At 41.9% G+C, this 17,145-nt stretch carries 20 protein-coding genes and 1 pseudogene; 13 read left to right on the top strand and 8 right to left on the bottom strand.

What is annotated here, in order from left to right; translation table 11 throughout:
- Window positions 1–16: 16 nt before the first annotated feature.
- The 5 genes from BLR84_RS18740 to BLR84_RS18760 all read right to left on the bottom strand — a co-directional run bounded on the left by BLR84_RS18740 (window position 17) and on the right by BLR84_RS18760 (window position 5,708).
- Window positions 17–1,294 (bottom strand): metallophosphoesterase, encoded by a 1,278-nt coding sequence (locus BLR84_RS18740; protein ID WP_090471187.1) that lies wholly within the window; start codon window positions 1,292–1,294, stop codon window positions 17–19.
- Window positions 1,295–1,401: 107 nt separating this feature from the next.
- On the bottom strand, window positions 1,402–2,910 hold the full coding sequence (locus BLR84_RS18745) for a sigma 54-interacting transcriptional regulator (RefSeq protein WP_090471190.1): 1,509 nt from the start codon (window positions 2,908–2,910) through the stop codon (window positions 1,402–1,404).
- A gap of 12 nt (window positions 2,911–2,922) precedes the next feature.
- Window positions 2,923–3,300, bottom strand: a complete 378-nt coding sequence (locus tag BLR84_RS18750; protein ID WP_090471192.1) for a VOC family protein — start codon at window positions 3,298–3,300, stop codon at window positions 2,923–2,925.
- Between the two features lie 82 nt (window positions 3,301–3,382).
- Complete coding sequence (locus BLR84_RS18755; protein ID WP_090471194.1) at window positions 3,383–4,480, bottom strand: vWA domain-containing protein; 1,098 nt, start codon at window positions 4,478–4,480, stop codon at window positions 3,383–3,385.
- A gap of 349 nt (window positions 4,481–4,829) precedes the next feature.
- Complete coding sequence (locus BLR84_RS18760) at window positions 4,830–5,708, bottom strand: carbohydrate kinase family protein (RefSeq protein WP_090471197.1); 879 nt, start codon at window positions 5,706–5,708, stop codon at window positions 4,830–4,832.
- 171 nt (window positions 5,709–5,879) lie between these two features.
- Between BLR84_RS18760 and BLR84_RS18765 the strand changes: the two genes are divergently transcribed.
- Entirely contained in the window at window positions 5,880–6,299 is a 420-nt protein-coding gene (locus BLR84_RS18765) for a YybH family protein (protein WP_090471198.1), read from the top strand.
- A gap of 112 nt (window positions 6,300–6,411) precedes the next feature.
- Here the strand turns inward: BLR84_RS18765 and BLR84_RS18770 are convergent, their stop codons facing one another.
- The 3 genes from BLR84_RS18770 to hemW all read right to left on the bottom strand — a co-directional run bounded on the left by BLR84_RS18770 (window position 6,412) and on the right by hemW (window position 9,435).
- Window positions 6,412–7,293 (bottom strand): cupin-like domain-containing protein, encoded by an 882-nt coding sequence (locus BLR84_RS18770; protein ID WP_090471200.1) that lies wholly within the window; start codon window positions 7,291–7,293, stop codon window positions 6,412–6,414.
- A 258-nt stretch (window positions 7,294–7,551) separates the two neighbouring features.
- On the bottom strand, window positions 7,552–8,100 hold the full coding sequence (locus BLR84_RS18775) for a fasciclin domain-containing protein (protein WP_090471202.1): 549 nt from the start codon (window positions 8,098–8,100) through the stop codon (window positions 7,552–7,554).
- Window positions 8,101–8,313: 213 nt separating this feature from the next.
- Window positions 8,314–9,435: a radical SAM family heme chaperone HemW gene (hemW, locus tag BLR84_RS18780; protein WP_090471204.1), complete on the bottom strand. Its 1,122-nt coding sequence runs from the start codon at window positions 9,433–9,435 to the stop codon at window positions 8,314–8,316.
- A gap of 184 nt (window positions 9,436–9,619) precedes the next feature.
- Between hemW and BLR84_RS30590 the strand changes: the two genes are divergently transcribed.
- The 12 genes and pseudogenes from BLR84_RS30590 to BLR84_RS30410 all read left to right on the top strand — a co-directional run bounded on the left by BLR84_RS30590 (window position 9,620) and on the right by BLR84_RS30410 (window position 16,669).
- On the top strand, window positions 9,620–9,988 hold the full coding sequence (locus tag BLR84_RS30590; RefSeq protein WP_090471206.1) for a hypothetical protein: 369 nt from the start codon (window positions 9,620–9,622) through the stop codon (window positions 9,986–9,988).
- Window positions 9,940–10,983 (top strand): site-specific integrase, encoded by a 1,044-nt coding sequence (locus BLR84_RS18790; protein ID WP_176852103.1) that lies wholly within the window; start codon window positions 9,940–9,942, stop codon window positions 10,981–10,983. The genes BLR84_RS30590 and BLR84_RS18790 overlap by 49 nt, the downstream gene beginning before the upstream one ends.
- A 644-nt stretch (window positions 10,984–11,627) precedes the next feature.
- Window positions 11,628–12,047: a hypothetical protein gene (locus BLR84_RS18800; protein WP_143013943.1), complete on the top strand. Its 420-nt coding sequence runs from the start codon at window positions 11,628–11,630 to the stop codon at window positions 12,045–12,047.
- Window positions 12,048–12,172: 125 nt separating this feature from the next.
- A complete protein-coding gene (locus tag BLR84_RS18805; RefSeq protein ID WP_143013944.1) occupies window positions 12,173–12,520 on the top strand; it encodes a helix-turn-helix transcriptional regulator in 348 nt (115 codons plus the stop codon).
- A 259-nt stretch (window positions 12,521–12,779) separates the two neighbouring features.
- Window positions 12,780–13,466, top strand: coding sequence for a toprim domain-containing protein (locus BLR84_RS18810; protein WP_090471215.1), 687 nt, complete (start codon window positions 12,780–12,782; stop codon window positions 13,464–13,466).
- Between the two features lie 238 nt (window positions 13,467–13,704).
- Window positions 13,705–14,085 carry a plasmid mobilization protein gene (locus BLR84_RS18815; protein ID WP_090471217.1) on the top strand — a complete coding sequence of 127 codons (381 nt, stop codon included), beginning with the start codon at window positions 13,705–13,707 and terminating at the stop codon, window positions 14,083–14,085.
- Entirely contained in the window at window positions 14,082–14,777 is a 696-nt protein-coding gene (locus BLR84_RS18820) for a relaxase/mobilization nuclease domain-containing protein (RefSeq protein WP_255366985.1), read from the top strand. The genes BLR84_RS18815 and BLR84_RS18820 overlap by 4 nt, the downstream gene beginning before the upstream one ends.
- An 87-nt stretch (window positions 14,778–14,864) precedes the next feature.
- Window positions 14,865–15,143, top strand: coding sequence for a hypothetical protein (locus BLR84_RS30405; protein WP_255366986.1), 279 nt, complete (start codon window positions 14,865–14,867; stop codon window positions 15,141–15,143).
- A 40-nt stretch (window positions 15,144–15,183) separates the two neighbouring features.
- The gene (locus BLR84_RS30095) at window positions 15,184–15,324 is read left to right on the top strand and encodes a hypothetical protein (RefSeq protein ID WP_176852104.1); all 141 of its coding nucleotides are present in this window, start codon (window positions 15,184–15,186) and stop codon (window positions 15,322–15,324) included.
- A 56-nt stretch (window positions 15,325–15,380) separates the two neighbouring features.
- Window positions 15,381–15,668, top strand: coding sequence for a hypothetical protein (locus BLR84_RS18825; protein ID WP_090471219.1), 288 nt, complete (start codon window positions 15,381–15,383; stop codon window positions 15,666–15,668).
- Between the two features lie 300 nt (window positions 15,669–15,968).
- Entirely contained in the window at window positions 15,969–16,184 is a 216-nt protein-coding gene (locus BLR84_RS18830; RefSeq protein ID WP_143013945.1) for a hypothetical protein, read from the top strand.
- Between the two features lie 26 nt (window positions 16,185–16,210).
- A pseudogene (locus BLR84_RS30410) lies at window positions 16,211–16,669 on the top strand (zeta toxin family protein).
- Window positions 16,670–17,145 lie beyond the last annotated feature (476 nt).

Genomic DNA, 17,145 nt, shown 5'->3' on the forward strand with positions numbered 1-17,145 from the left:
CCTGCATTTTGATCTGTTATGATCGGTATCCCGAAGGGTCCTGGCCGGCTTTTAATGTAAATATCGTAATCTCCGGTAATATTCCAACCCTGCCTGCCAAACCAACAAAACCGTAGCCCACGTTCACGTATAATTGCTGTTTACCTTCCTGGTACAGGCCAGCCCACTCTTTGTAAACGTACTCAATAGGGCTCCATTGAAAGTAATCGGTACGAACGCCAAACTGCATGCCGTGGGTATGACCCGAAAACATGGCATCTATTTGAGGGTATTGAGACAATACCTCTCCGCGCCAATGTGAGGGATCATGAGACAGCAATAGTTTCACCGGGAGGTCATCCGTATTCTTGGTAGTCAGATCCATGCGGCCATACTTGGGGAACATCGTCAGTTCGCCCCAGTTTTCAACCCCCAGTATGCCTATTTCTTCGCCATTAACTTTTAAGCGCCGGTGTTCGTTAAGTAACAGATTCCAGCCCATATTTTTATGTGTGGCTATCAGGTCCTCATGATCTTTCTTTTTATCGGCCATGGAGGGCCATGTCCCATAATCGCCATAATCATGATTGCCAAGCGAACTATAGACGCCTAAAGGAGCTTTTACTTTGGAAAAAATATCCTGGTAATGGATCATTTCATTGGACTGTCCGTTTACCAGGTCACCGGTAAAAAATATAAGGTCGGGTTTTTCTTTAAGAAGCATTTCAACACCGCCAAGTACTGCTTTTTTATTGTAAAAGCTACCCGAATGTATATCGGATATTTGCCCCAGTTTGATACCATCAAAGGCTTTGGGCAAATTGGGCAAATACATGGTTTGATATTTTACATGATAATCATACAAGCCTTTAGGCATGCTGATCTTGATAGCAGCCAGGGGGATGGCACCTGCAAGTAAACCAGCTTTCATCAAAAACTCCGAACGGGGTATGGCGTGCTCTTGTGGAGGGATACTGATATCTTCGGGTTTTCTTTTTAACCGGTTACGCCGCAATACCAGCATTCGTCTCAGGTCATCGATCATGAGAAAGGGTAGAAACGATATCTTCCCTAAAAAGATCAGGAAAAAAGCCATCAATACCGCCGCCCTTATCCCTACGCCTAAGTTGATATAAATAGCCAACAGCAAAGCGGCTATCAATAAAACAGAAATAAACCAGTAAAAAAAAGTAAAGTCGCCCGAGTGGGGCAACCTCCATTTTTTAAACGCGCCGCGTATGCCGTGCAATACATACAGGTCAATAAGCAGTAGTATAGTAACAATCAGTGTTATGTTGAGTGCCTGTTCCCTCATTTTATTTTTAGTATCAAGTAGCTAGTATCAAGTATCACGAAAGTCGCAATTTTTTAAGCACTTCAAAAGTCTTGATACTTGATACTAGCTACTTGATGCTTTTTTAATTAATAACGATCATCGTCTAAATCGAGATCGTCTTCATCATCGGGCTGCAAATTAAACAAACTGTTGAACATATCTGAAAACGCGAAGCCATTATCCAGGAAACCTTTGTTGAGTTGTGAAAACTCCGACAGGCCATGCAATACAAATTCCATCAGCAGTAACTGTTGATTTTCGGTGAGGCGTGGATGGGTTTTTTTAACCAGGTCTTTTAATCCGGCCACCTCATTAAGGGCTTTTTTATATTCCTGTAGTGGCATATCATCAACCAGCGCCAGGTTATTGCCTTCGCCAAACCAGTTTATGATGCTGGCATATGGGTTTACGCCCTTAGCCTTTTTTGCTTTTTCAGGGTCAGGGAAAAACTCCAGTAAAGACGATTTAATGGCTTTACCTATCAGGATATTGGCCACTTTACCCGGACCTTCCAGTTCGCCTTCATATACCAGTTCAATTTTGCCGGTAATGGCCGGTATTACACCTAAAAAGTCGGTGATACGCACGAACGTGGTGATTTCGTTATTGATGATCATGCGGCGTTCGGCATTGCTGATCAGGTTTTCAAATGCTGAAATGGTTAAACGTGCTGAGACACCAGATTTTTTATCGATGTATTCAGAATTGCGCGCTTCAAAAGCGATCTGCTCTACCAGGTTTTTTACCAGGCTATCGGCCTCAATATTGGCACGCTGCTCATCGGTAAGGGAGGCTTCCTGCTGGGTGATCTTTCGGGAAATTTCAACCGTGCGTGGATAATGCGTTAATATCTGGCTTTCGATACGGTCCTTTAAAGGCGTAACAATGGAACCGCGATTAGTATAATCCTCTGGGTTGGCGGTAAATACAAACTGGATATCCAGTGGTAAACGCAGTTTAAAACCACGGATCTGGATATCTCTTTCCTGTAAGATATTAAATAATGATACCTGGATACGGGCCTGTAGATCGGGAAGCTCATTGATCACAAAGATGCCACGGTGTGCGCGGGGGATCAATCCAAAATGGATAACCCGTTCGTCTGAATAGGTTAGTTTTAAAGTGGCAGCCTTGATAGGGTCGACGTCACCGATCAGGTCGGCAACGGTCACATCAGGTGTAGCCAGTTTTTCGGTATAACGCTCTGAACGGTGGATCCAACCTATAGGGGTTGCATCGCCTAATTGAGTTACAGCGTTATGGCCGTACCAGGAGATAGGGTTATACGGATCATCAAACAAGTCGGAGCCTTCAATATAAGGTATATATTCATCCAACAAGTTAACCAGCAGGCGCGCGATACGCGTTTTGGCCTGACCACGTAAGCCCAGCAGTAATATGTTGTGCCTTGACAGGATAGCAGTTTGCAGATCGGGTATAACAGTATCTTCAAAACCAACGATACCTTCAAAACCGCCTTCGCGTTTTTTTAATTGGGTAATGAGGTTGGCACGTAATTCATCTTTTACCGATCGACTTTTGTAATCCGTTTTTTTTAATTCACCAAGGGTTTTTATATCCAGTAGTTTATTCATCTAAATGCTTTGTTATAGGTAATTACTAACCTCGATCAGATTTTGATCAGGGTCGCGGAAATAGATCGACCGTATTTTGCCAGTTGCGCCAGTACGTTCAAATATTCCCTGTGTTTGTATGTTCTTATTTTCGAGTTCTGCTTTAAGCTGTTCAATAGTGTCTGTTGTGATAAAACAAATATCAATAGCACCGGGGGTAGGATGATCAGCTTTTGGCTCAAACTCCTTTCCTTTTTGATGCAGGTTGAGTTTTTGATTGCCAAACTTCAGGGCTTTTCTACCCTCACCAAATGTTTCAACCTCCATACCTAACACGTTTGTATAAAATGCGCAGGTTGTCTCTATGTCATTTACGGTTAAAACCAGGTGATCTATACGGTCAATCTTCATTGCTTTGATTTCACTGATGCTTTTTTGATTTCACCGATTGCCTTTTGTCCTGATTCTTGACTCTAACTTCTTGTATCTGATCTTACCTTACCGATTTCCTTCTGTTTCTGGCATAATCCTCAAAAATATACTCCCCTAAATTATTTAAAGAACTGTAAAAAGCCTTGCCGCCGTTGGTTTCCGTAAATTTACGAACAAACTGCTGCAGATAAGGATCTTTAGCTATCATAAAGGTAGTAATGGGGATTTTTAAGCGTTTACACTGGGCAGCCATGTTGAGTGTTTTGTTAACCACTTTTCTGTCGAGCCCGATGCTGTTTTTATAGTACTGGGTACCCTCCTTTAAACAGGTAGGTTTACCATCGGTGATCATAAAGATCTGTTTGTTGTGTGTTTTACGCCGGCGAAGCAGATCGGTAGCCAGTTCCAGCCCGGCATAAGTGTTGGTATGATATGGGCCAACCTGTAAATAAGGGAGATCCTGTAAAGTAATGGGCCAGGCATCGTTACCAAAAACTACAATATCCAATGTGTCTTTAGGGTATTTGGTGCGGATCAGTTCGGCCAAAGCCATGGCTACTTTTTTTGCAGGGGTTATCCTGTCTTCACCATATAGGATCATAGAGTGTGAAATATCGATCATCAGCACGGTAGAAGTAAGGGTTTTATAGTCCATTTCCTCAACTTCCAGGTCGCGCTCGGTCATCATAAAATCGCCTATGCCATGGTTAACCTGTGCATTATGGATAGATTGGGTCATATCTATCTGATCCAAACTGTCGCCAAACTCAAACTCGCGGCGTTCGGCATTTTTTTCATCACCCTGACCCGATTGTGGACTGCGGTGATTGCCTTTACCTGATTTTTTGAGCTTGCCAAAGATCTCTTCCAGTGCTGATTGCCTGATGCTTTGCTCTGTTTTTGCGGTGATGTTAAAACCACCGTTCTGACGGTCCTCATCCAGGTAGCCTTTTTGTTTCAGTTCGTCAATAAAATCACCCATGCCATAATCATCATTGGTTAGGTTGTATTGTTTATCGAGTTCGTTAAGCCAGGCTAAAGCTTCGCCCGCATCGCCCGAAGTATAGTTGAGCAATTCCAGGAATAATTTTAATAATTCTTCAAATCCGCCTTTGGGGATCTGGTTTGGCTTAAATTTGGAAAATCCAAAACCACGCATATCGTATCCTTTCTTATATAAAGAAACGGATAATTATTCTTAAAAGTTTGGTTTGACAGATACTAAAGCAAATTGTTAGGTAAGTATGACAAAAGGTAGATGTGGGGATATGCGGATTTCAGATGTGCAGATTAAAGTGCTTTTCTTTGCACGTTATTGCGAAACTTATAACATATGTCATTGCGAGCGATAGCGTGGCAATCTCCTCGCGTTCCCGTAGATAGGAATAGCTACGGGATTATTAATATTGTGTTTGTTTTTAACGGTATTAATGAGCTCCCTACGGTCGGTTGTCTTCGTCGTTCCTCCTCGCAATGACATATTAAAAAGCATTTAGAGTTTAACGAACTTACAAATACGCCAGGCTATTCAGCAATTCCGATGGGTAAACAGGGTTGGCACCACGCTGGCTGGCCACAAAAGCCCCTACAGAACATGCTTTATCAACAATGGTTTGCATAGGGTGTTTGGCCAGTAAACCAGCTACGAAAGTAGCCAAAAAGGCGTCGCCGGCACCTACAGAGTCGCTTACTTTTACAGGGCAGCCGGGGCTTTCATAAAATTCATGGTCGTGCCATACTATAGCGCCGTTTTCACCACGGGTTACGCAAATGGTTTGATTATGATATTTGGAACGGAACTCGGTGATCTGGTCGCGTAATGAATCACTGCTGCCACCTATTAAAAGGGTTGCTTCTTCCTCGTTCATTTTTACTACATGAGCACGAGCGGCAAGTGTTTCGATGGTAGATAATGTATAGTGAGGGGGCCTGAGGTTTACATCAAAAATTTTCAGCGCCGGTGTTTCATCAAGCAGGTTAAGCAAGGTTTCACGGGTGGTGGTATCACGGCAAGCCAGGCTACCATACACAATGGCTGATACCTTTTTGCCGGCTGAGGTTAATTCATCAGTGGTTTGGATATTATCCCAGGACACTGGTGCAGGTATAATATAAGTAGCCTGATTGTTTTCATCCAGTTGCACAGTTACTTCGCAAGTCGGCAGATCCTCATCGCGCTGGATAAGGGGGGAGTTAAGACCGCTTTTTTGTAAAAAATTTACCAGACCATCGCCACTGCTATCTATACCAACCGAGCTTGCAAAAGCAACACTAACGCCCTGCTGCACTAAGTGCCTTGCCACATTCATGGGGGCACCACCGGCTTTTTTACCATCGCCAAAAGCATCCCACAAAACTTCGCCGAAGCTTAATACCTGATTTTTCATAAAGCTGATTGTAAAGGAGGTGTAGTATATTTCAAATATAGCAGGATTTTTAACAGGATTTAGCGATTGGAAGGATTAACCGAATTTTTGACATTTCCCGGAAATTAAAAATCTACAGAATCTTTTTCATCCAGATCGTATTCATCCGCTAAATCCTGTTTATATTAGGGTATGAAAAAATACATATTATCCTGTTTCCTGATCATAATCTCTTATTTCGTGCAAGCCCAGGACAGGCAGGCCATACTCAAAGTGATGCATGACCAGGAACTGGCCTGGAACAAGGGCGATATTGATGGTTTTATGCAGGGTTACTGGAAATCAGATTCGCTGTTGTTTGTAAGTAAAGCAGTACCCAATTATGGATGGCAAACAGCGCTTGATCATTATAAAAAAGGCTATCCGGATAAAGCGGCCATGGGACAGCTTAAATTTACCATATTACAGGTAAAAGTGCTGGATGCTACCAATGCCTTTTTGTTTGGTGGCTGGAAATTAACGCGTGAAAAAGATGCGCCTGGTGGATTTTATACTTTATGGTTCAGAAAAATAAATGGGGAGTGGAAGATCGTTTGTGATCATACATCATAGGGATATGAGATGTTAGATATGAGATTTGAGACGGAAAAGCTTCAACAAAAATAGCGATGAGTGAAATCATCGCTATTGCATATTTTAAAACGTACAATGTAATACGTCCAACTTAAAAAGGTTTCCCGGCAGCAAGCTCGCGGTTAGCCCATTTTACGGCCAGCTCTTCGCGGAATTTGGCATATTTTTCTTTGAATGCCATTTTCAATACGCTGTCGACCCCGCCTTTGATGGCCAGGTTATATAAGCTTGCCGCTTTACGACTGATGGACGCGTCCCAGGCGCGCAGGCTTAAGGAGTATGATCCGTCGATATATTTCATCCAATGCCAGTAACCGGTTGGCATAAACAAGGTATCGCCATGCTCTAAAAATACTTCAATGCCTTCTACGCCATCCAGCGCAGGGAATTTTTTGACATCCGGATTTGCCACATCATAATCTTCCAAAGCATAGGTAGCATTCGGGATGCAGTATAAGCGACGTTTCCATTTGTTTTCAAACAGGATCACGTGCTTGCGGCCACCAAAATGCGTATGGAAAATATGCGGCAGATCGATATCGTAATGTAAAAAAGTAACGGAGTTGGAGCCGCCGAAAAACATGGCTGGCATGCTTTCCAAAAAGCCACCCATCAGGTCTTTTGGCAATACGATGTCATCCAAAAGCTGAGGGGCCTGTTTGAAAATATTAAAAAAGAAGATCCTCAGTTCGGTAGGCTGGCTGCGGATCATATCAATATACTCATCAAAAGGCATTTCGGTTGCCGATGAATTGATGGGTTTTGAAGGATCGGCTTTTGAATTATCATATAAAGGCACCACCTTTTTGCCTACAACCTGCTTTAAATATTCCGGGGTCCATTTTTCGCGGGCGGGCCAGCTTTTGGTCAACCCTTTTATAACCAGCGGACGGCGGGGATCTAAATAGTTCTTCTTAAAATCTTCAGGAGAAATATTTTCAACAGTATCAATCGGGCGGAGGATAAAACTCATATTGTAATTGCTTTTCGGCTGTTTTATTTAAACTAATTTAACTTAAATACCGAAAAGCAAACAAAATAACGAAATAAAACCCCAAAAGGTATAAGCTTTTATGTTAAAAAATATAATTGAGCCTAAGGTTTGCCGGCTGGCAAAAAGAAAACCCGGCATTGCCAGGCTTTCTTTTGGGGTTATGAGTTAAATGAATGATAATAATATTACAAGTATTCCATCCAAAACTTATAACTCACTACTCCAAACTTATAAAACTTAGTTAGGCATTAGTACGGCATTAACTACATGTATTACGCCATTGCTCTGATTAACATCGGCAATGGTGATCCATGATTTGCCACCTTTCTCATCCACCAGGTATAGTTTTTTGCCTTGCTCCATAACGGTTAAAGTTCCACCACTTACAGTACTCAGTTCGGCTTTGCCATTTCCATCTTTTACCTTTGCCAAAAGATCGGCCGCGCTTAGTTTACCGGCGATTACGTGATAGGTTAAAATTTTTATTAGGGTAGCTTTGTTTGCGGGTTTAACCAGGTTATCGACAGTACCGGCTGGTAATTTATTAAATGCCTCGTTAGTTGGTGCAAACACAGTGAATGGGCCTGCTGATGACAATGTAGGCACTAAACCTGCAGCTTTAACAGCGGCTACCAGTGTGGTATGATCTTTTGAGTTAACAGCATTTTGAATGATATTTTTTGTAGGGTACATGGCCGCGCCACCTACCATTTTTGTTTGCGCGTTGGCTTTAAGTGTTATTGCAGAAGTTGCCAATACTAAGGCCGCTATGATCAGTTTTTTCATGATGTGATTAGTTTATCAAATTGTTTTTAAATGACACCTAAAGGTGCTGGTTTGTTTTGTTTTTCAATGTAACAAAACTATCATGAGCTCTTGAAAGTTTTGTTAAGTTTTATAAGAATAGCTATTTGAAAGAAGATACGGGGAGTATTGCTTAACGGTTTTTATTGAAACAGTTAATTCTTACAACCTATTGATTTAAGTACTATTAATCAATTAAAAAAACAAGCCAGCCGCGATATTATCAGCATAAAGTTTACCGGTAGGGCTAAGGTATAAAATGTTATTCTGTTGATTTATCCAGCCATTATCAAAATATTGCCGGGCTGCAATAAGCAATGGAGTTGCAGATGCTTTGGCTATCGCATTCAATTTATCCAGATCGAGGCCCCATATTGTTCGTATGGAGGTCATGATATATTCATTAAGTCGATTTTCTTCTGTGAGCGTCTCGGTTTCGGCCGGGAGCTTGCCGGTTTCAATGCTTTGTATGTATTTGGCATTATTGGCTATATTCCATTGCCGGGCTTCGCTGTTATAAGAATGAGCCGAAGGGCCTATACCCAAATATTTTACGCCCCGCCAATAATTGGAGTTATGCCTGGAATAATGCCCGGGTTTGCAAAAGTTTGATATTTCATAATGCTCAAAACCATGATCGGTCATCGCATCCATCAACACGGTGAACTGAGCTGCACTCTGCTGATCATTCATAGGGGGCTGCTTTTTTTTGCTGATGAAGGCTGCCAGCGCGGTTTGCGGTTCAACAGTCATGGAGTAGGAAGATATATGAGGGATAGACAGTGCAAATATCTTATCCAGGTTCTGTTTCCACTTAGTATCTGTCAGCAAAGGATAGCCATAGATCAGGTCAGCAGTGATATTTTCAAAGCCTGCATCCTGAACCCTTTTTACAGAAGCTTCAGCATGTCTGCTACGGTGCGCCCGGTTCATCCAAAGCAGATCTTCGTCAAAAAATGATTGGATACCAATGCTAAAGCGGTTCACATCGGTTTGGCGAAGTGCCTTTACTTTGGCATCATTCAGGTCGTCGGGATTGGCCTCCAGTGTTATCTCTGCATCAGACGATACTGTGTGCAGTTCTGTAATGGTATTGATCAACTGGTTAATATCATCAGCTTCCAATAGTGAAGGGGTACCACCACCAAAGTAAACGGTTTCTACAGTTTCATTATCCAGATAGTTTTTTTGCAGTTTGATTTCCTTTACCAGCGCATGCAACAGCTCGTCTTTGTATTTAAGCGAGGTACTAAAATGAAAATCACAGTAATGACATGCCTGTTTGCAAAAAGGAATATGTATGTAGATACCCGCCATACTTTTAAGGGTGAATAATAAAGGATAAAGTGAAATAAGATAAGGTAGTTATATATGTCATTTTCAATATTTTATGTTAATTTATCTTCTTTTACTTTTTTGCAATTGATCTTATTTTATGTTATTTTTGTTACTGGTATGTTACTTTTTGGATATCGTGAGTAACAAAAGTAACAAATAAATTATGGTAACGGTCAGATATAAAAAGTTAAGCAGCGGCAAATTTAGTGCTTATCTCGATATTTATTCAAATACCGTAGAGAGCAAAGGCAAGCGCAATTATGAGTTCCTTAAGATTTATGTCGGTAAGGACTATTCTGTTCCGGGCACCCGAATCACTGAGTCAGACAAAGATAATCTTAAGATTATAAATGCTCTTCGCAATAAAAGAGAGAACGAATTAAATTTTTCAGATCACGGTTATAAGCAGCCTGTCAAAATAAATTATAACCTGTTAGACTACTTTGATCAATGTTTGGCCAAGAAATTTAATTATAAATTGGAGTGCCTTATTATTCACCTTATGAGGTATTTCCCCAAAAGAGATGTTTAGTTCAGGACGTAGATGAAGATTTGTTAGACAACTTTCAAAGTTACCTGCTTAACCAGGTCAGTAGAAATACCACTAACGCGTATTTATCCGTTTTTCGGCAACATTTTAATAAGCTGGTAGTTAAAGGCGTGATTACAGCATCGCCGTTCAGTACATTTAAGATCATTGAAGAAGGCGACACCGAACGCACTACCTTGACCATCGAAGAGGTCAGGACTTTAGCCAGCTTTATTCCGAAAAGGGGAAATAGCCAAATTCGGCAAGCATTTTTATTTTCATGCTTCACGGGGCTGCGGTTCTCAGACGTAAAAAAATTAGTTTATAGTGAAATTGAAAATGATCAGATCACTTTCCGGCCAGCTAAAACCACGAAAAAAATTGTCATGGTGCCACTTACCGATGATGCCAAGTCAATCTTAGAAAATCTCTCAAAGCACCCGATCAATAAAAAAATTTTCTGGGATTTGCCATCAAGCCAGGTAGTTAATGTCTACCTAAAGTTTTGGGCACTCGAAGCGGGGCTAAAGAAAAATCTGCACTTCCACGCTGCACGACATACATTCGCCACCATTGGGCTAACGTTTGGCATGGACATCTACACCGTCAAAGAAATACTTGGACACAGCAAAATTGAAATGGCGCAGATTTATGCCAAAATAGTCGATCAGAAGAAAAAGTTTGAAATGTTAAAATTTCCACCCCTCATACAAACAGATAATATTATAAACTATATTCTGTCAATAGGTTACCAAAAAAAACAACACCCCAATTTTCCCGATTCTTTTAAATTTGTAAAGTCAATTTCTGATGTATTAATAGCTGTAGTCGAGCTGTTCAATGATGGGAGTTTGCAGTTAATTGGACTGCCTATTGATGTTGAGGATAATGAATTAACATACTGGAATGAAAGTAAGTCCGTTTTCGATACTGATGTAATTAACCCAACTTTAGATGAATTTAAGATCATAGAAAACACGTTTACTAAAAAAAGATAATTCAAATTTGCTTAGTTAGATTTCCGGCTTTAAAAACCGAGATGATATACGTTTATGCTAAAGTTGTTGATCAAAATAAAAAAGTAGAAATGTCAAAGTTTCCGAGTTTGTCAGATGAATAGGATATTCATTGAAATTATAACCGTCATTATATTTTGCATATTTTACAGTTTATTACCAACGTTTCGCACGACAATAATAATCTGTAGTATTTTACTGGCGCTATGGATTGTGCCTGTACAATTGATTTTATCTGTTAGTTACAGAAATTGGCTCGATGAACTGGGTGACCGTTTTGGAGGTCTTAGTTTTGAAGACAGGCTGGCGCAAATAAGAAATAACTTTAAAGGCTTGACTGAGGCTGAATGCCAAAAGCTGCGATGGTTCTATATACAGGCTCTGGTGTTTCACTATATTCTATTAGTAGTATATTCTTTATCAATAATAATCTGTATCTCTTATTTATTGTACTATGGAAATAATAAATCCAGTTCAATAATGGTTACGGAATCAGTTTTAGCAGCGCTGGTTGTTGCCATAGAGGATATTTTTTCGGGAGTAATATGTTTTCTTTGAAACGAAAAAAGGTACGTGACGAGATTTATTTTCTTCTGATCAGCAAAGACTGGAAAAGGAAATTAAAAATGCCAGATCAATCCGAGTTTACGAGTTCATTTGATGAAATTAATGGTACTTCTTTTTACAGTTTCTGGTTGCAAGGTAGGACTTTAGAAGAAAGGAAAGAGGCCTTTAATCAGTTCCTGATCAGCCTGAACCTGGGCAGCAAAAATGGTGAACTTTTCCAATTTGATAACGACAAAGTTAAGATCGTTTCAGCAGTCTATGCCAATGCGGCTAATAAGTCCATTGCAGGTTTTCTTCGGTTCTGTATTGAAGAGCATAAGGTGCTTTCATCAAATATTTTGCATCATAAAAATCGTGAACTTCTACGTGATATTTTTATACTTAATCCCGAAAAGGATTTAGTCTTTCTGGAAGGTCAGCGCTATATCACCACCTCGGCAGAATACACGGATGTGTATAAACAAGCGCTCAAAAATTAGGTTAAAACACGACCTTGATAATACTTAAAGACTTAATATAAACACGGTCATTCGATACCGACCAACCGTTCGTATAAGTTTATTTTATGCTATTTATTTGCTTCCGAAATCAATACGGAATGCAAATGAACATAAATGAAAACACCCGTGTAATAGATCTGAAGGTTTCCGATCTCATTACCATTCTAAAAGAGTCTACTCCAATTCTTGCCGCACCAGTACAGGCGTCCGAAGAGGACGACGAAATTGGTGGCTACGAAGTGGCAGAAAAAACTACCGGATACGCCCGGCAAACTATCTACCAACTAAAGTCGAAAGGCAAAATTCCTTATATCGCCATGCCCTCTGGCGGTGTCCGTTTTTCCAGAAAGGAAATTCTCAAGTGGCTGATGTCCCATAAAAAACTAACCTATGAGGAAATAGCTGCAAAGGCGGATGATTTTGTGCTTAAACGCAGGGCGCGACGTAAATGACAGGTGCTCCATTAGTTGACCATCTCCCATGCGAATTGCATCCGGTCCGAATGGCGGCAGTAACCGGCCAGGTCTCCAACACAGGTTCGCTCGCGGTGCCCCCGTTCTATTGCCGATGAAAAAAAGCTAATCAACAAATTTTTGAACAAATCTTTAATCCTATGCGCAAAATGAATTGCGACGAAGCCAGGCAAATTTCGATAGTCGATTACCTGGCGCAATGCGGGTTCCGGCCACAATATATTAAAGGGGTTAACCATTGGTATCTCTCTCCGATTCGGGAGGAAAACACACGGCCTCTTTTAAAGTTAATACCCAACGCAATGCTTGGTTTGACCATGGCGTGGGGGTAGGTGGGAATTTTATAGACTTGGGCATTCGGCTGCATCGATGTACAGTAGAACAATTATTAAGCCGGCTAAGCGCCGGGGATCGTTCTCTTTCTTTTCATCAGCCCGTAAAAGAAACGAGGGCTGAACCAGAGCATAAAATAAAGATCATAAAGGTTGAGGAATTACAAAACCTGACGTTAGTAAAATACCTACATGAGCGTGCGATAGATTACTACACAGCTAAAGCATGGTGCAGGGAAGTATTGTTTACATTGAACGAGCGGCGTTATCTGGCTATCGGATTAAAAAACAATTCGGGTGGCTATGAACTGCGTAATGCACAGCTTAAACTATCCTCATCCCCCAAAGATCTGACCTACATCGATAATGGGATAGGCACGGTTCACGTATTTGAAGGCTTTACAGATTTCTTGTCTTTGCTAACGCTAAATGGCCGTGATATGGCCGGTGATTTCCTGGTGTTGAACTCACTCAGCTTTGTGGCCAAAAGTTTGGAAATTTTGCAACAATGTCCTACAGTAAAATTGTACCTGGATCACGATAAGGCCGCAGCTAAAGGGGGGCTTTCATTAAGCAAACAATTCCGACTGTAGAGGATGCCAGTCACTTTTATAGCGGCCATAAAGACCTTAACATCTATCTCAAAATTCAGCAGCAGAGCAAAGGGTTGAGCCTATGAAAAGGATCGGCATGGCGGCATCGGTATTTTCGTTTTTTGTGGAGCCAGCTATGTTTCGGCCCTGCCGAAACTCGCTGGCCCCTCTCATGCTATCGCATTCGGGGGGGAGGCTTTATTAAGACAGATTTAGGTCTAATCGGATATACATCTATATGGAATCACCAGTAAAGAAAAAACGGACCGGGGGCAAGGGCGGCCGCCCAAAAGCACCGATCAAAAGAGATCGGCACCTGACGGTGATGTGCAATATCGTTGAAAAAAAGATGATCCAGGGCAATGCCAAACGTGCAAGGACAAATGTATCCGTTTACCTGCGGCAATTAGGTTTAAATGGCAGGGTGACGGTAAAGACCTTACCGAGAGAAGTGTTGCAGTTCACCAGTATATTAAACCATATGGCGGCCAATCTGAACCAAATCGCTAAGAAACGGAACAAGGGAGAAGACCTGAATACGCTGGACAGGGCCCTTTTGAACCAGGAGGTCCGGGGACTGCAAACATTGGTTAAAGAAGTAAAAACCTATTTAGTATGATCGGAAAAATCACAACAGGTAAAAGTTTTTGGGGCTGCATGAAATATCTGCACGAGGGCCGGTTGCAGGAAAATGAGGAACTACAAAAGTTGGAAATGGAGAAGAAACAGGCCGAGGTGATTTATTACAATCAATGTTTCGGCAACAAAAAAGAATTAATCCGGCAATTTGTCGAGGTTGCTGCGCTGAACCCAAAGGTCAGCAGACCGGTCTTTCACATTTCCATCAGTCTGGCGCACCTGGACGCTCACCAGTTAGATAGGCAGGACAAAGCGGACATCGCGGCGGCGCTGGCTCAGAAATTTGACTTTGCGGATAAACAATATGTAGTCATTACCCATGCAGATACTGCACACGAACACTTACATATTGTGGCCAACAGAATCGGTTATGAAGGTCCGACTGCCAGCGACAGCAACAGTTATAAACGGATGGCGGAATTTTGCCGCGGCATTGAGCGGGTATATAAACTTACCGAGGTACTCAGCCCCAATAAGTTCCTGGCACCGGAACAAAGGGTATCGCAAAGTCAACGGATCGACCAGCGCAAGGAAAGCCTAAAACAGCAACTTGCCAAAGCGATAAAACAATGTCACAATATAAAAGAGGTCAAAAATTACATGGAACAAAAAGGCTATGAGGTAGAGCTTGGCAGGGGCATCGCTTACCGACCAGCAGCATGTACGGTTTAAAGGGAGCAAGGTTGGCCACAGTCTGGCGAGATAGAAAAAAAGCTCAAACCGGAACAGGCCCAACATCAACAACAGCAATCAAAGAGCTTGGCCCAGCAGTTAAGGGCGGTGATCAGTCAGGCGCAGGAAGAGGATCAACGGATCGGCCTGCAAGCGGAACCGGAAAGGCGATACCTGAAACAGGAACCGGAAACACATTATCTGAAGCAAGAGTCGGAAAAGCATTACTTAAGGACAGCACTGGCGGCTGGAGGGGAGCTGTCAGCCGGGCTGCTTCAGCAGATGCCCGAAGAAGAACCGGCTACACCGAGCCGAAAAAGAAAAAAGAAGCATGAACAGGATCAAAGCTATCACATGCACAGATAAGAATTGAAATTTAGAAGTGAACCAATTAATTAGCAATATCATGAAAAATGAAGAAACCCAAATTGACGAAGTTACCATGACAGAAATGTTGACAAATATCTTCCATCACGAAGAAAAGATGCAGACGTATATGGAAACTCAGCAGCCTTACTGGAAAAAGACAGCCTCATTAAACAGTTAATTGCTGAAAACAAGGAACAGCGTGAAACATTTGATAAACGTGTAGCCAATATCCAGGTGACGGCACCGCAACCGGACTTATCCGGTGTATATAAGGCTATAGAAACCGGGCTGGCCAGTGTAAGTAAAGTTGTCGGCACCCAGCTATCGGAAATTAAGGTAACCATCGAAAACGGGCCTAAGCCTATCACCAGGAAATGGCAACTGTTTTCTGACCAACTCAGGAGCCCGGAGTACTACAAAACTATTTTTTCATGGAGTACTTACTGTATTTTGGGTATAGGATTTCTTCTAGCTGCATATGGGTTGCTTACGCACCTTATGAACCTACATGCTGGTAAATAACAATAAAAAACAATATGAAATCAGGTAGCCGCCGTTGCGGCTGCCCTTTAAAACCACCAAAAATTTTGTTAATTTGATTAACGTTATGGAAAAGATTAAAGAACCACAATTTGAGAGAGACGCTAACTGGACACCTGTGAGAGCCGTATTTGACTACGAGGAATATGTAAAGATGTAAAGATCGCAGAACAGCTCAACCTACCCTTAGCTGCCGCAGCGCCAGTAAAAGAGCAAAATCCCCTGGATTGGTTTGAACTGACGGAGAGCGCCCATTCAATCTTACACGGGCTGGTTGCACTGGTGGACCGCGAAGAAATGAACGAGCGAAATGAACCTAACCATGATCAGCAGCGCATTGATGAACTGAAAGCATTGGGCAACGAGGCGATGGTTGAGCAGCCGGAGAACTTCTCTAGCCAGGAGCAGATGCGTAAACTGATTGAAAAATACCAACCCATCTTAGCAGCTGAGAAAAAAAACTCCGGTTTTAGGCGCCTTTTCGGTCGACCTGACTAAATCGTTAGAAAAGCTATATCCTCTTAGTGATCAACAGGTCAGCGAGCGGCAGCAACGCATCATTGACCGTTTCACGGCTGGGAAAAACTCGTTCGGTAGTTCCTGTTGTCGTTATTATAGGGGCTCAACCCGGAGCGGGTAAAACCCAATTAGAAGACTTGGCCCAAAAGGAGTTAGGCGGTAATGTTGTTAACTGTAATGCCGACCTTTTTCGCGACTTTCATCCCCGTGGTGAGGAAATCAAACACAAATTTGAAGCTTATTACCCTGAACTGACATCCGGCTATGCGCAGGGCTAGAAAAACGGTTTGCGGGAATATTGTGAGGGCAACCGCCTGAATTATATCATGGAAACGACGTTTTCATCGGGCTCGGACATCACCAGGACAATTGCAGAAATGAAGGAAAAAGATTACCGTGTGGAAATCAAATTACTAGCCGTTCACCCCCCGGTTAAGCTTTTTGGGCACTCAACTGCGCTTTGAAAACATGAAAGTCCAGGAGGGTGTAGGGCGAATAGTGGACAAGGAAGCACATGTCTGGCGCTATCAACGGCTTGCACCAACAGTTTTCCTGGTGCAAACGGAGGGTATGCATAACAAATTTATGGGCGAAATTATGAGGTGGCGTAAGGTGTCTCCACAAGTGGTGTACGGCTACTGGCCACAAACCCGCGAAATACCTTGCAAGTGTTTCAACAGGAGATCTACCGAAAATGAGGTTTCCGGAACCGCCGAGCCAATTGCAAACCATAGCCAGCACCATTAACGAGATCTTATCGTATATCAAAATTTTAAAAGAGCGTGCTATTTAAATACTACCAAACTCTAACACTATTTTATGCTCGTTGAAGTCATAGTTTTACGAACAAAAAATACCAGTACAAATTAAATTACATATTAGAATAGTCTAAGAAAAAATATTGCTTGAGTTTAATAGGTGTTTTAACGGATTTATGAAT

Source organism: Mucilaginibacter sp. OK268 (assembly GCF_900103125.1).
Lineage (GTDB): Bacteria > Bacteroidota > Bacteroidia > Sphingobacteriales > Sphingobacteriaceae > Mucilaginibacter.